The following is a 14,193-nucleotide window of genomic DNA, read 5'->3' on the forward strand; positions in this document are numbered from 1 at the left end:
GGAAGCTAAAGGCTAAATGCCAATAGCGAACAGCTATAACTTAAGGTGGTTATAGCGATGGGGCTCACCTCTTACCATTCCGAACAGAGAAGTTAAGCCCATTAGCGCCGATGGTACTACATTCGTGGAAGAGTAGGTCGTCGCCTTTTTTGAATCCCGATTCTAATTTTAGAATCGGGATTTTTTTGGTTTATACTGAAATTGAAATATTTTCTAATTCTTGTGTGATGTCTCATTGTGTTCGAAATGACTAAAACTATTTTTCCCTGATGAGATTTCTTGTTACTCGTTTCTCGCTCAATAGAAATGACTAATTACTGTTTTTAACTTCTAAATTATACTTTTATTAATATCTTTAGTCTTCTTTTAAATAAACAGTAGATTTATTCCATGATTTACACTATAATAGATGTTGAAACTACGGGGAAAAGCAATAAGCTTACCGAAATATCTATTTTTAAATATAATGGCACGCAGGTTATTGATGAATTGACGTCTTTGATTAACCCACAAATGTGGATACCAGATTATATTACCGCACTTACGGGAATTGATAATGGGATGGTAGTCAATGCACCTACCTTTTCTGAAATTGCACAGGATATTTTAGCGTTTACAGAAAACAGTGTGTTTGTAGCGCATAATGTAAATTTTGATTATAACGCTATTCGGAATGAGTTTAAGGCTGTTGGTATAGACTTTAACAGAAAGAAGCTGTGTACCATTCGGTTGGCTCGAAAACTCATTCCTGGGCACAAATCGTATAGTTTAGGGAAACTCTGTAATGCGTTACATATTCATATTAAAGATAGGCATCGGGCTAGGGGAGATGCTGAAGCTACGGTTATTTTATTTGAATTGTTGCTCAATCAAGAGGATGCAGATACTGTGTTTAATAACTTCTTGAAAAAATCGTCTAAGGAAGCGACATTGCCTTCGCATTTACCAACGGCGGTATTTAATAATTTACCTAGTACACCTGGAGTATATTATTTTAAAAATGAAAAGGGTAAAATTATTTATGTTGGGAAAGCTAAGGATATTAAGAAGCGGGTTTTAAGTCATTTTTATAGTAAAACGAAAAAGTCTTTAGCGATGTGTAGAGAGACTGCTGATATAGATTTTGCGCTTTCTGGTAGTGAACTCATTGCTTTATTGATGGAAGATGCAGCCATTAAACAGCATTATCCAGAATACAACCAAGTGGCTAAACGTGCACCTAAAATGCATGCTATTTTTAGTTATACCGATAGAAAAGGGATTATACATTTGGCTTACAATACACTTAAAGCGACACCAAACCCAATATTGACCTTACATTCTATAACCGAATGTCGACAGCAAATAGAACAGTTGTGTAGCAAATTTGAACTTTGCCCTAAATATTGCCACTTACAAGAAGCTGTTGCTAGTTGTAACCATTTTAAAATACATACTTGTAAAGGCATTTGTAAAGATGAAGAAGCCACAGAACACTATAACCAACGTGTTTTGCAAGCTTTAGAGAGTTTAAACAATACTAAAAAAGATGTTATTTTAAAACAAAAAGGCAGATACGATTACGAAGATGCCTTTATTATGATTGAAAAAGGCACCTATTTGGGGTATGGTTTTATTGATAAAACAGAACAGCTTAACAACACCGAAGATTTTGAAACCTTTTTAATACGGCAGAACGATAATAGTGATATTCAAAAGATAATTAGGAAGGTGTTGGTTTAGAAACATCATTGTGAGGAACAAAAATAGAAACGTCATCGCGAGGTACGAAGCGATCTGTTCCTGATGTTGTCATTGCGAGGTACGAAGCAATCTGTTAATTTTTATCGTATTTAATCATGAGATTGCTTCGTCGTTCGTGCCTCTCTTCTCGCAATGACGTTATAAGTCATCAAATAAATCATTCCAATGGGGGTTTAGACTTTCTATTAAATCTATTTTTTTGGCTCTATTTCCTGCTTTTAATTGTTTTTCTCTGCCAATAGCATCACCTATCATTTGATACGTTTCATGATAAACTAATTTGTTTAAATTATAGCGAGCTGTAAACGATCTTTTGTTAACTTTTTCTTTGTGTTGTTGGATGCGTTCTTTAAGATTTGCTGTTACACCAACATAAAGTGTGGTGTTGTTTTTATTGGTAAGTATGTAAATGTATCCTGGTTTCATTTTTATATGTCATCGCCCTTTTCGTCATTGCGAGGAGGTACGACGCGGCAATCTGTTTAAAATTAGCGTATTTTCTTTAAAAGACTGCTTCGTTCCTCGCAGTGACGTTTACTTAGTGAAGCAATCTCTTCAAAATTAGCATTTTTTTCATGAGATTGTTTAGTAAGTATTAAAGATAATTGAAACGCATTGCGAGGAGGTATGATGCGGCAATCTTTTGAAAGTTTGTCTTTCCTTTCATGAGATTGCTTCGTGACTCGCAATGACGTTTTTTACCTATAAAACGCCTCACGAATACCTAAACATAGTTCCCTAAAAAAAATAATGTTGATAAGTGAAGATTATTGACAAATGGTTGTTTTTTGGCTGATTTTTTTCTTTATAAAACTAAATTATCCTTTAATATCGGACGTGCCATTGAAGTTCTACCATCAGATAGCTTACCTGTTTTATGACAGTACTTTTCTGGGTAGTAAGGATCTTCATAAATTTTCCAAATTCTCCATGCCGGAACAGATAATGGTTGCTCTGGATTGAATGGAATTTCCTCTCCTGTTCTTATGCAATATCCAATTTTTTGGTTTTCGTCATAATTGGAATTACTATTTGACGATTCAGTTTCACGCTCTGGTTTTTTTGCAAATTTCTTTTCAATTATAGTTTCAGTTTCAATATCAAATTCATTGAAGAACCTTTTGTCATAGTTGCTCCATCCATTAAAAAAATCATCACAGATATCAAATATAATTTTAGAACCAACTCTCTCTTTTCTTAAGCCAAATAGTTTATTTGAATATTGAGGTCTTCTTATATACACTACTTCACTCGTTTTATGCACTAATTGATGCGTATAATTATAAGTTTCTTCAAAAAGCTTATCCATTGGGTTTAGTATTGTTTTAGAAAAATGCACACCATATTCTACATTATTTACCATGGAATACCCATAAAGATTCAAAGAAGTTATTAAACCTTCCTGTTCATTTGCATAATGTTTTGCATGTAGATCTTTATTATATAATATGGTAATATTTTTAAAGTCTCTAAAATACTCTAAGTCATTCTCATTAAAGCTATTGTGTTTATAGTCTTCGTTTTTTCCAAAAACAATGTATAATGAGATTTTTGGGTTACTTTTTAACTTATCAAAAATTTTGGTTGTGTGGTTATCTAGTTTTATAAATGGTGAAATGATAACTACATATTTTTTAGCATTCCAAATTATATCGGTTAGTTTGTTCTCTAATGCTTCGCCTGTTAAAAATGTACTCATGTTAGGTGGTTTACTATTTTTTGGGTGGTTGTTATTTATTCTTCAAAATAATCTAAATCTATTTTCTTAATTTCTATGGTTTCTGCAACTTGTACTCCAAGGTTATATTCAATTGCAAGTTCAGTAAGTTCTTTACCGTCTATTAATACAATCTTTTGTTGCTTACTATCAATAGCTGTTTGAATGGCGCTAGAAGAGAATCGACTTGTTGTTAAGAAAACACCTTTATTCACGCCTTGTAGGGCAAGCGAGCCAATAAAATTTCTTATTTCGGGTGAGCCTACCGAATTATCGGTAAAACGTTTCGCCTGAATGTATACATTCTCAAGACCTAACCTATCCTGAGAGATAATACCATCTATCCCTTTATCTCCAGATTGCCCAGTGTGTTGTGTAACATCTTCCCTAAACTCACCGTACCCCATTTTTTGCAATAATTGAATCACAAAATTTTCAAAGTATTGGAATGAGTTTTCTTTTAACTTATCCAATAGCTCAGTAGCTAGTTCGTTTTTTAATTCTTTAACTGTAGATGCTAAAACTTCTTCGGGTGTTTGGTCATCTGTTCTCGTAACAGGTCTTTCTTTAGTACTATTATCACTAAAAGTTTTTCGCCATTCCTTGTATTCTGGAAACTGTTCTAGCTGCTTCATACGCAACTTAGTTGGGTTGGTAGCTAAAAATTCTTTACCAGTTTCTGTAATTTGATAAACACCTCTTTCAGGATATTTTATTAAACCTGCTTTTTTAAGATAGCTGCGTGTCCAACCTACACGATTTCTAAACAACCCCATTTGCTTACTTGGAACTTGAATTTTTAAATGCTCTTCAGTGAGACTAAAATGTTTGGTTAGCGCACGCATTACTTCGTTAAGCGTCCATTGCTTGCCATTTGCTAAGAGTTTTAGCATTGGCAACATTATGGTTTGAAAATCTGGTATGTCGTTTTTTAAATTCATTATGTTCTTAACTATTTTCTACTATCTCAATCTCCTCCTCCGTTAAGCCATACAACTCATAAACCATAGCATCAATTTCTTTGTCTGTTTGGTTAATTTGGTTTTGTAGGGTTTGGGCTTTTTGTTTATTATCCTCAAACAACTCTAACCATTCAAACTCATCTTTTTTGGTGAGTGTTGCAATTGCCTCTAAACCATCTTTTACACGTAGTTTGTTATTGGATTTTATTGCCTTATTAAGTTCTTTTATAAAGCCTCCAAATTCTAAATCGTGCCAATTTTGAAGTTTTTTTGTTATTTTTTGTATTTTAAATTTTTGTAGAATATAATATTGAAATTTATTATTTAAAATAGTTTTATTTTCATTTAAATTTAAAATATTATTGACTTTTATTTCAAAGACTCTTTCATTTTCAATAAGAGAATTTGGTACTGGAAGAGTCATAACTTTATCTCTTCTAAAATCATAAAACCCTCCTTGTAAAGAAGTACATATGTTTTTAAGTATAAAGAAGGATACTTTGGAATTTAATAGAGCAACTAAACCTTTAGTCGAATTTGCTATAAAATAGTTATTATTAGTTAAAAGTAAATCTCCTTCTCGATCTAAATAAAAACCACATTCATTTGTAATACTTCTCCAAATAATTTTAGGGCTTTGAATTTCTTTGTAATAATCACAAGGTCTCAAATTCCACCAATTCTTACCTTTATCTCCTCTTTTTTTTAAATCTATTTCAAAAGTTTTTAACCAATTGTATATTGATGGAAAATTACTTGGAATATCAATATCATATTGAGTAAATAACATATACTTAGCAGAATCTACTAATCGATACCTATAAACTTCTTTTCCAGTTGCTACTTTTTTAATAAGCTTTATAGATTTTTTATCTTCATCAATTATCTCATCCTTAATATTTTTATTTATTATGAAAGCTTCATTTTTTCCTGTTTTAATTCCTAAAAAAACTTTTTTGTTTACATATTCTGCTAAACTTTTATGATTGTGAAGTTTTTCAAATAATTCAAATTCATTTTTAGGTATAAAATTCCACAAGCCATTTGAGTCTAAGCTAGAATTATATATTTCAAATGTTTTTGATTTTAAAACCGTAATAGGATCACTTGTATTATGTCTTTTATTTATTTCAGAATATAAAAAGGTTTTTTCTTTATAATCTGGCTTTTTGTTTAAGATAAAAATGATTGGATAAGTAGTTGCATCAGCAAAAACAGGATAATCATCAAAATCTAATAACAACTCCAAATTAGCATCTTCTTTCATCACCTTTCTTATGTTTTTACCATAAGTAGCTTTCAAAAATTTATTGGGTAGAATAAAAGAAAACAAGCCTTCTTCATTCATTAGATTGATTCCTTTTTCAATAAAATAAGTGTATAAATCTGCAACGCTATTATAGCATTTATAGTTTTTTTCTAAATATGGTTTTATCTCTTTAAATAGCTCCTGTCTAACATAAGGCGGATTCCCAATCACCACATCAAAGCCTTTTTTATCATTAGCAGATTGCTTCGTCGTTCCTTCTCGCAATGACGGATTGAATACCTTAGGAAACTGCTCTTGCCAATGAAACGCTTTATCTCCTGCAACTGCTTTACTATCTATTAAAGAGTTACCACATTTAATATTTCTACTTAAATTATTTAATTTTCTACGAGGTTGTGCTGTTCGTAGCCAAAGGGATAGTTTAGCTATTTCTACAGACTCTTCGTTAAGGTCTACACCGTAAATATTATTTTCTAAAATGGTGTTTTCAATATCTGGGAATTGTAAGCCACCGCCTAACACTTTTGTTTTTAGCTCATCAATATAGTTATGTTCTTTTATTAAAAAATCTAAAGCTTGGTTTAAAAATGCACCAGAGCCACAAGCAGGGTCGCAAATGGTGAGTTGTAGCAACCAGTCTCTATAATCATCTAAAACTGTTACTAATTTTGTAATGGTGCTTTTGTTTCGGTTTTTTCTGCCTTTAAAGTATTCTTCTTCTTTAAAACCTAATGCAACTTTCTTTTCATTACATAGTTTGCCAACAGTGTTTTCTACAATGTATTTAGTAATGTATTTTGGGGTGTAGAATACACCATCTTTTTTACGTTTAGATTTTTGTTTATCGAATTCGCCACCTTCAATTTCGGCATTAACGCTTTCGATTTCGTTAAGTGAATTTTCGAAAATGTGTCCTAATATGTTAACGTCTACTTGACTTTCAAAATCGTAAGATGCTAGTTTATAGGTGTGTTTAGATAATAATTCATCGTCTAATTCTAAGCTGTCTAATAATGTGTCTTCTTTAAATAAACCACCATTATAAGCATATATCTCAGCGCGACTATTTGTGCCTTTTCGTCCTTGGTCTAAAAACTTGAAGTATTGTTTAAAAAGGTTGTATAATGGGCGTTCGTCTCCAAAATCTATATCTGCTTTCCATTTATCTATAATTTGTAGTGTGCTGTTTGGTGGTAGTAACCCTCTGTCTTCTGCAAAAAATATAAATAGGAATCTATCAATTAGTTTTTGCGATTTTTTAAATAGGGTGAGTTTTACGTTTTTTTCGATTTGTTGTTGCAAAATAGCATCTTCTTGAGACTTCTCGACTGCACTCAAAGTGACATTGGCATTCTTTAAGCGTTTGGCATTTCGTTTTACTAAATCTCTGAAGAGTTCTCGTTTAAAGAGCGAATAGTCTTTGTAAAATTGCTTTGTAATTTTTTCTTCTTCTACAACTGATGCTTCCTTTAGGCTTAAAGGCACATTATTTAAGATGTTATCTTTTTGAAGACATAGGTAGAATAATTGGAAACGCTCTTTGGTTAACTCGAATAAATTAAACTCTTCAAACTCGGTAGCGTCATTTATATAGAAGCGTAGTTTTTCGAAGTTGGAGGTTATGACATATACGCAGTCTTTTTGGTTAGCTTTATAATCGAACGCCTGATTTCGAATACTTTCTAAATTTTTTGTATTAGTTCCTTTTAACTCTATAACACCGATAGCGGTATCATTTTTTAAAATGGCGCCATCTGCTTTACGCGCATTGTTTTGGTTTTTATATTCTGCAACCAGGTTAAAATCTGCTTTAGGTTTTAAGGTGTAACCTAAAATATTGACAAACAATTCTGTTAGAAATATGCCTTGGTATTCTTCTTCCTTAGAGCTGCGAATATTATCTTGAATGGTTGGGTTTAAAAAGTAACTTGCGTATTTTTTATAAGCACGTTCCAGTACTTGCTGGTCTTGTAGTTTTAATTGTTGTTTTAGTACTGATGGTTGGTATAATGACATAAAAGTGCTTAACGCTATTTGCTTCCCTAAAAATATAAATCTTTATCAGAATAGTAGCACTTTTTTGAATTATTTACGTCATTGCGAGGTACGAAGCCATCTGTTTAATGGTTTTCGTTTTCTTTTGGTGAGATTGCTTCACTGCGTTCGCAATGACGGATGGGTTTGGGAGCGACAGTAACCCTTTGACTCGTTCCACGAGGTACTTTCTATAAAAGGATACTTTTATTTCAGTAATGCTCAGGAAAGACTCTATTCTTATTTTTTTGGTTAGTAAGCACTGAAGTTTGGATTTGGTATTATATTTAGGAGATTGCCACGTCGCTTTGCTCCTCGCAATGACGGTTGCAAATAGACATTGTTTTTTAGGTTTGAAACTGACTTTGGCAGACACCTGCGGGAGCGATAGTAGCGGCATCCTTTGTGCGGAGCTTGGAATGCTTATCATTTTAATCATTTATGATATGTTTATTGAATTGGCGAGATCCCGAAACAAGTTCGGGACTGCTCCGCAGAAAGATATAGCGGATAGCGCGGTTTTTGCTTTTTTCGGCAAAAACCCGCCCTAAAAATTGTACAAATTAGTATCTTCCGAGTTATTAAATTTATCGTATTAATGAGTGATAATAGGGAACTGGAATTGGCGTGGCAGTTTGTGAACCATACGAACCGTTCGATTTTTTTGACGGGTAAGGCTGGTACGGGGAAGACCACGTTTTTGCACCGTTTGAAGAGGCATAGTTTGAAGCGTTTGGTGGTGGTGGCGCCTACGGGCGTTGCGGCGATTAATGCTAAGGGCGTGACGATACATTCGTTTTTTCAGATGCCTTTTGGTCCCATTTTACCTGATACGAATTTGAGTGCGGGCAAGGGGTTTAACCGAAAGTTTAGCAAAACGAAGATTAATATCATTAAGAGTATGGATCTTTTGGTGATTGACGAGATTAGTATGGTGCGTGCCGATTTGCTGGATGGGATTGATAAAACCTTACGCCGTTTTAGAAACCGCAATAAGGTTTTTGGAGGTGTGCAGGTGTTGATGATTGGCGATTTGCAACAACTAAGCCCTGTGATTAAGGAGCAGGAGTGGGAATTGTTACGCCATGTGTATGCTAATGGGTTCTTTTTTAGTAGCAATGCGTTTAGAGATTGTAATGCGATTACCATTGAGTTGAAGCATATTTATAGGCAGGAGAATCCGACATTTATTGATATTTTAAATCAGATTAGAACGAATACCTTAACCAAGGCTGGTGCTGCAGAACTGAATAAACGGTTTGTGCCAGATTTTACGCCCGAGCCTGATGCGGGCTACATTAGTTTAACGACTCATAATAATAAAGCGAAGGCCACCAATAGGGGTGAGTTGGGGAAGTTAACCACGAAACCGTTTACGTATCGTGCGGAAGTGGATGGTAAATTCCCTGAGTATGCCTACCCAAATGCGGTGGATTTGGAATTGAAAGTGGGTGCACAGGTGATGTTTGTTAAGAATGATAGCGACCCTGCGAAACGTTATTTTAATGGTAAGATTGGGAAAGTAATTTTATTGGATCGAGATGAAGTGGTGGTGCATTGTCCTGAGGATGATTTTAATATTAATGTAACACCTGAAACTTGGGAGAATATTAACTATTCGGTGGATGCTGAAACCAAGGCAATTACTGAGGAGAAGATAGGGAGTTATACCCAAATGCCTTTGCGTTTAGCGTGGAGTATTACCATACATAAAAGCCAAGGTTTAACCTTTGAAAAGGCCATTATTGATGCTGCTGGTGCTTTTGCGCATGGGCAAACCTATGTGGCATTGAGTAGATGTAAGAGTTTGGAGGGTTTGGTGTTGAAGAGCAAAATACATTCTAGCCAGATTATTAGTGATGGGAATGTAACGAGTTTTAATGCCGCTGCAGAGGAGAATGCACCCGATGAAGAGGTGTTGCGGGATTCGCAGCAAAAATTTCAGTTGGATTTGATTGCGGAAATTTTTGAGTTTTATGGGTTTTTATATCCGTTAGGCCGAATTCTGGATGTGTATTATAAGAATAGAACGGTGGTAGAAGGGAAGATTGAGGAGACTTTTGTACCGATAAAAAATTGTATTACTAACTTTTTGAAAGTGGCGAATGGGTTTAATGCGCAGTTGAAACAATTGGCTATGGAAGATGATGGTTTAGCCGAAGAGAATAAAGTAATACAGGAGCGTTTTAAAAAGGCGATTGCCTATTTTAAAAGTGAAACTGAGACTAAAATTTTAGCTCCTTTGAAGACGTTTGCGTTTACAACGGATAACCAAGCGGTAGGTGGTGATATTACCAAACAGTTGGATGCTTTTGAAGATTTATTAACCGTGAAGGTGTTGTATTTTAAAGGTTTGAGTGACGGTTTTAATGCGAAGCGATTTTTAGAGTTGCGAGCAAAATCCGTATTTTCTGGGAAGGAAAAGCCTAAAAAAGTACGAAAAGCAGTTGTTGAAGGGACGAGTAATGTGGAATTGTTTGAAAAGCTTCGAATTTTGCGAAATGATATTGCGCAGGAAAAGGAATTGATTCATTATCAGATTTTTGCACAAAAAACCTTGTATGAGATGTGTGAGACCTTGCCAACTAACAAAAAAGAGTTGTTGGAAATAAACGGCATGGGAAAAATGCGTGTTGAAAAATATGGGACTGCTATTTTAAAAGTGATTCGCGCGTATTGTGAAGATAATGACATTGCTACTTCTGGTGACATTGAGATTTTTGAGGCTGTTAAAAAGCCAAAACGACAAAAAGGGGATACTAAAAAGGAGTCTTTAGCCTTGTTTCAATCGGGTAAATCGGTTGCTGAAATTGCGGATATTCGAGAGTTGAACGTAAATACTATTATTGGGCATTTGGCGAGTTTTATGTCTACTGGCGAGGTTAAGATTACGGATTTGATGTCTGCCAAACATTATGAGGAATTGAAGGTGTTGATTCCGAAAACTAAATTTGAGAATTTATCGGATTTGAAACATCAGTTGGATGATAAGTTTAGTTATGGTGAGTTGCGTTTGGTGGTGAATGAGCTTTCAAATTCCAAATAACAAAAACTAAAATCCGAAGGTTGTGCGAAAACGAGATATCTCTTTTTGTTTTAAATTGATTCTCGATACAATTCGCTCCTGCCTTATGAATCACTTGAATTAACATATTAGTTTATATTTTGATTTTAGCTAATCTCTTCTAAATAACAAAGAAATCTTTACGGTTCTCTTTCTTGTCTCTAAGCATACCAATACTCTTGATTTTTTGTAAGGATTTTTAAGTGTTTAGACTAAACGTTAATATTTTATGAAATTAAAAATATTTAGTTAAATTAGTGCACATGAATTTAATAGTACAATCTACCCTTAAGACACTTAAAAAATCTCAAATTTTATTAGATCATATTTCGAATACAGAATTATGTGATGCATCTGTATCGCCCTATTATTCGAGTATTGGATCTCATGTGAGACATATTTTAGATTTCTATGATTGTATTTTTAACTCGGGAGATGCTGGTAAAGTAGATTTAACGGCTAGAAGTAGAAATAAATCTGTAGAGTCTGATTGTGGTTGTGCACAAGGGTATTTGAATACTATCATTTCAAAATTAAATTCGACTACGTTTACTATTAACGATAGCGTAGTAGTTATTGACGATTTAGGTTTGGGTAAAACTGAAATTACTTATACTTATGGCGCCTTGTTATCTCAAGCCAATAGCCATACCATACACCATTATGCTATTATTAATTATATTTTAGATAGTTTGGGTGTTGTGGTTAATGATTCGGAATTTGGTTATAATCCAACCACACCTAAAGCGGTTTCTTCGGAATAAAGAAAGTATTATAATTTTTTAGAGTGTTCTCGATACAATTTCAACAAAAAAGTTGAAATCACTCTAACTTACGGTAGATAAGAGTGTTTTTGTTATTTCTTTTTGAACATACTGTTCATGATGGTTTTAATGCCTTTAAATAACATTACAACAGCTAATGCCGAAATTGCGCATCCTACAATAAGAAGCGGGTAGTATAATTTATCATCTGGTTTACTAAATGCAAAACTTAATAAAATAGGGCCCATAAATAAACTTAAAGCTGCAAAAACGAGTGTTTTTATACCTTTAAAAAGTATTTGTTTGTCTGTTCTATTTTCTTCCATTGTTATACTGTTTTACTGCGTTTCTAACGCTTTTGTATTGGTTTAATAACTGTAAAGCTTCTTCTTCAGAAACATCTATTGCTGCCATTATCATTTTAGTGCCTCTGTCTACAAGTTTGTTGTTGCTCAATTGCATATCTACCATCTTATTACCTTTTACGTGTCCCAATTGTATCATGGTTGCAGTGGTAATCATATTTAAGACTAATTTTTGAGCAGTACCAGCTTTCATTCTAGAACTTCCAGTAACGAATTCTGGTCCAACTACAGCTTCTATAGGATATTTGGATACTTGTGCTAATGGGCTATTTTTGTTACAGGTAATACATCCAGTAATAATATTGTTTTTGTTGCATTGTTTTAAAGCAGCAATTACATAAGGCGTGGTGCCTGAAGCTGCAATACCTACAACAACATCTTTTTCAGAAATGTTATGGTCTTGTAAATCTTTCCAACCTTGGGTTGTGGAGTCTTCGGCAAATTCTACTGCTTTTCTAATGGCCGTATCGCCACCTGCAATTAAACCTACAACCAACTCATGTGGCACGCCAAATGTAGGAGGACATTCTGAGGCATCAACAATACCTAACCTACCACTTGTACCAGCACCCATATAAAATAAGCGTCCGCCATTTTTAAGTTTGTTTACTATTTGGGTAACAAGATGTTCAATTTGAGGTAAAGCCTTTTCAACAGCATTAGGCACGGTTTTATCTTCGGCATTGATATTTTTTAGAAGTTCGCGCACGCTCATCTTTTCTAGATGATTATGGTTAGAATCTTGCTCGGTAGTTTTAATAAAACTCATGCCTCAAAAGTATGAATAAATCCACACTTTTAATCATAAAGCACATCTTCAACTTCTATTTTTTTATCATTAATAAAATCATACAAAGTAAGTTGCCTTAAAATATAATAATCTTGCCAAAAATTTTGAAGTGAGTTTAAATATTGAAAAATAGCTCGGTCTTTTTCTTGAAGAGCAATATTTAAATCTGTAATTGTAATTTTTCCGAGGATATACCTTTTCTTAGAAATATCATATCTTTTTTGAGCTACTTCTTTAGCCTTTTCGGCAGTTACCAAAAATTCTCTTTGGTTAGACCAATTTAATACATGTAAATAAATTTCTTGTTCAAATTCCTGCCTATCTTGATTGATGTTGTTATTGGCCAAATCTAAATCTGCTTGAGCTATTTTAACTCTAGATTTAGACACGCCCCAGTCAAAAATTGGAATGCCAAGTCTAACACGAACATTTTGCTGTCTGTTAAAATCTGTGAATAGATTATTAAAATCGTTACCGTTATTGGAGATTCCAAAATTAGCGGATACACTTATATTTAATCTATTGTTTCCTTTTTGAAAAGCTACTTCTCTTTCGGCTTCTAAACGCCTTCTTCTAAACTCAATAACAGCCTTTCTGTTTTGTTGTGCTTCTTCTAAAGCTTTATCAATTTCTACATCAAAAAGCGGTAATTCATCAGGAATAGTTAATTCTATATTCTCGGTATCTAATTCTAAATATCTTGCTAGATTTTGAGATGTTCTTTTTAACTCAATTCTATTAGAGGTTACACTATTTTGTGAGTTTAAAAGTGTTAATTCAATTTGAAGTAAATCGTTTTCAGCAATTTTTCCAACTTTAAATCTACCTTTTCCAATTTTATATAAAGTGTCTTGATTTGATAAATTAGTTTCAGCAATTTCTAATTGTTTTTGTGCTTTAAGCAACTCAAAATAGCGCCTTGAGGCACTTACCGATATACGTTCCATATTTTCAACAAATTCCTTTTGAGCTTCTTCGTATGCTAAAGGTTCAATTTTTTTATCCCATTTAAAAGGGTTAAATAACAATGAATTTTGAAAATAGTTGATTGTAAATGGAATTACGGAGTACCCAACATTATCATCTAGTCCAAATAATTCTACACGCTCTAAATTAGTATTTATAGAAAGCGTACCGCCTGTGTAAGGTATACTTTGGGAAACGGATAGACCACCTTCTATTAATAGTTGATTTTGATTTACAAAAATATCTTGTCCAGCATCATTTGTTAATCTAAGTACTTGATTTCTATATTCTGGTAGTGTTGCATTTAGCCTTAGCTCTGGAAGAAAACTAGCTTTATAGTTTCTAAATCTCCAATAATTACGCTGATTTTGATTTAGATTAATTTTATAGTCTGGAGATTTTTTTTGCGCTATTTCTATAGCTTCTTTAAGTGTTATTTTTTTTGATTGTGAACACAAAAACAGTGGAAAAATAATAACAGCAATGAGAAGGAGTATTTTGTTTTTCAACATATTGAT

General features: G+C 33.5%; 10 protein-coding genes and 1 rRNA gene. 4 read left to right on the forward strand and 7 right to left on the reverse strand.

The features are described from left to right. Positions 1-41 precede the first annotated feature (41 nt). Positions 42-149 (forward strand): 5S ribosomal RNA (gene rrf, locus ACKGJY_RS14170). A gap of 241 nt (positions 150-390) precedes the next feature. Further along, the gene (locus ACKGJY_RS14175; RefSeq protein WP_413974557.1) at positions 391-1,722 is read left to right on the forward strand and encodes an exonuclease domain-containing protein; all 1,332 of its coding nucleotides are present in this window, start codon (positions 391-393) and stop codon (positions 1,720-1,722) included. 159 nt (positions 1,723-1,881) lie between these two features. Here ACKGJY_RS14175 and ACKGJY_RS14180 read toward each other — a convergent pair whose 3' ends face one another. The 4 genes from ACKGJY_RS14180 to ACKGJY_RS14195 all read right to left on the reverse strand — a co-directional run bounded on the left by ACKGJY_RS14180 (position 1,882) and on the right by ACKGJY_RS14195 (position 7,708). After that, positions 1,882-2,169, reverse strand: a complete 288-nt coding sequence (locus tag ACKGJY_RS14180) for a GIY-YIG nuclease family protein (RefSeq protein WP_413974558.1) — start codon at positions 2,167-2,169, stop codon at positions 1,882-1,884. Between the two features lie 379 nt (positions 2,170-2,548). After that, the gene (locus tag ACKGJY_RS14185) at positions 2,549-3,442 is read right to left on the reverse strand and encodes a hypothetical protein (protein WP_413974559.1); all 894 of its coding nucleotides are present in this window, start codon (positions 3,440-3,442) and stop codon (positions 2,549-2,551) included. A 35-nt stretch (positions 3,443-3,477) separates the two neighbouring features. Continuing rightward, the gene (locus ACKGJY_RS14190; RefSeq protein WP_413974560.1) at positions 3,478-4,401 is read right to left on the reverse strand and encodes a restriction endonuclease; all 924 of its coding nucleotides are present in this window, start codon (positions 4,399-4,401) and stop codon (positions 3,478-3,480) included. Between the two features lie 7 nt (positions 4,402-4,408). Then, the gene (locus ACKGJY_RS14195; RefSeq protein WP_413974561.1) at positions 4,409-7,708 is read right to left on the reverse strand and encodes an Eco57I restriction-modification methylase domain-containing protein; all 3,300 of its coding nucleotides are present in this window, start codon (positions 7,706-7,708) and stop codon (positions 4,409-4,411) included. Between the two features lie 616 nt (positions 7,709-8,324). Here ACKGJY_RS14195 and ACKGJY_RS14200 point away from each other — a divergent pair. Together ACKGJY_RS14200 and ACKGJY_RS14205 are read left to right on the forward strand one after the other, a co-directional pair. Next, a complete protein-coding gene (locus ACKGJY_RS14200) occupies positions 8,325-10,772 on the forward strand; it encodes a helix-turn-helix domain-containing protein (RefSeq protein ID WP_413974562.1) in 2,448 nt (815 codons plus the stop codon). A gap of 281 nt (positions 10,773-11,053) precedes the next feature. Continuing rightward, positions 11,054-11,554 (forward strand): hypothetical protein, encoded by a 501-nt coding sequence (locus tag ACKGJY_RS14205; RefSeq protein ID WP_413974563.1) that lies wholly within the window; start codon positions 11,054-11,056, stop codon positions 11,552-11,554. Positions 11,555-11,646: 92 nt separating this feature from the next. Here ACKGJY_RS14205 and ACKGJY_RS14210 read toward each other — a convergent pair whose 3' ends face one another. Genes ACKGJY_RS14210 through ACKGJY_RS14220 form a run of 3 tightly spaced genes read right to left on the reverse strand, consistent with a single transcriptional unit; the run spans position 11,647 to position 14,187 of the window. Next, on the reverse strand, positions 11,647-11,880 hold the full coding sequence (locus ACKGJY_RS14210; protein ID WP_413974564.1) for a DUF6095 family protein: 234 nt from the start codon (positions 11,878-11,880) through the stop codon (positions 11,647-11,649). Continuing rightward, on the reverse strand, positions 11,867-12,688 hold the full coding sequence (murQ, locus tag ACKGJY_RS14215; protein WP_413974565.1) for an N-acetylmuramic acid 6-phosphate etherase: 822 nt from the start codon (positions 12,686-12,688) through the stop codon (positions 11,867-11,869). The genes ACKGJY_RS14210 and murQ overlap by 14 nt, the downstream gene beginning before the upstream one ends. A gap of 29 nt (positions 12,689-12,717) precedes the next feature. Continuing rightward, complete coding sequence (locus ACKGJY_RS14220; RefSeq protein WP_413974566.1) at positions 12,718-14,187, reverse strand: TolC family protein; 1,470 nt, start codon at positions 14,185-14,187, stop codon at positions 12,718-12,720. Between the last annotated feature and the right edge of the window lie 6 nt (positions 14,188-14,193).

Origin of the sequence: Hyunsoonleella sp. 2307UL5-6 (assembly GCF_047345485.1) — a bacterium.
In the GTDB taxonomy this organism is placed as follows: domain Bacteria; phylum Bacteroidota; class Bacteroidia; order Flavobacteriales; family Flavobacteriaceae; genus Jejuia.

Coding starts and splice junctions, on each gene's coding strand:
- ACKGJY_RS14195 (WP_413974561.1), bottom strand. CDS start 7,708: ATGTCATTATACCAACCATCAGTACTAAAACAACAATTAAAACTACAA.
- ACKGJY_RS14200 (WP_413974562.1), top strand. CDS start 8,325: ATGAGTGATAATAGGGAACTGGAATTGGCGTGGCAGTTTGTGAACCAT.
- murQ (WP_413974565.1), bottom strand. CDS start 12,688: ATGAGTTTTATTAAAACTACCGAGCAAGATTCTAACCATAATCATCTA.
- ACKGJY_RS14185 (WP_413974559.1), bottom strand. CDS start 3,442: ATGAGTACATTTTTAACAGGCGAAGCATTAGAGAACAAACTAACCGAT.
- ACKGJY_RS14180 (WP_413974558.1), bottom strand. CDS start 2,169: ATGAAACCAGGATACATTTACATACTTACCAATAAAAACAACACCACA.
- ACKGJY_RS14210 (WP_413974564.1), bottom strand. CDS start 11,880: ATGGAAGAAAATAGAACAGACAAACAAATACTTTTTAAAGGTATAAAA.
- ACKGJY_RS14175 (WP_413974557.1), top strand. CDS start 391: ATGATTTACACTATAATAGATGTTGAAACTACGGGGAAAAGCAATAAG.
- ACKGJY_RS14205 (WP_413974563.1), top strand. CDS start 11,054: ATGAATTTAATAGTACAATCTACCCTTAAGACACTTAAAAAATCTCAA.
- ACKGJY_RS14220 (WP_413974566.1), bottom strand. CDS start 14,187: ATGTTGAAAAACAAAATACTCCTTCTCATTGCTGTTATTATTTTTCCA.
- ACKGJY_RS14190 (WP_413974560.1), bottom strand. CDS start 4,401: ATGAATTTAAAAAACGACATACCAGATTTTCAAACCATAATGTTGCCA.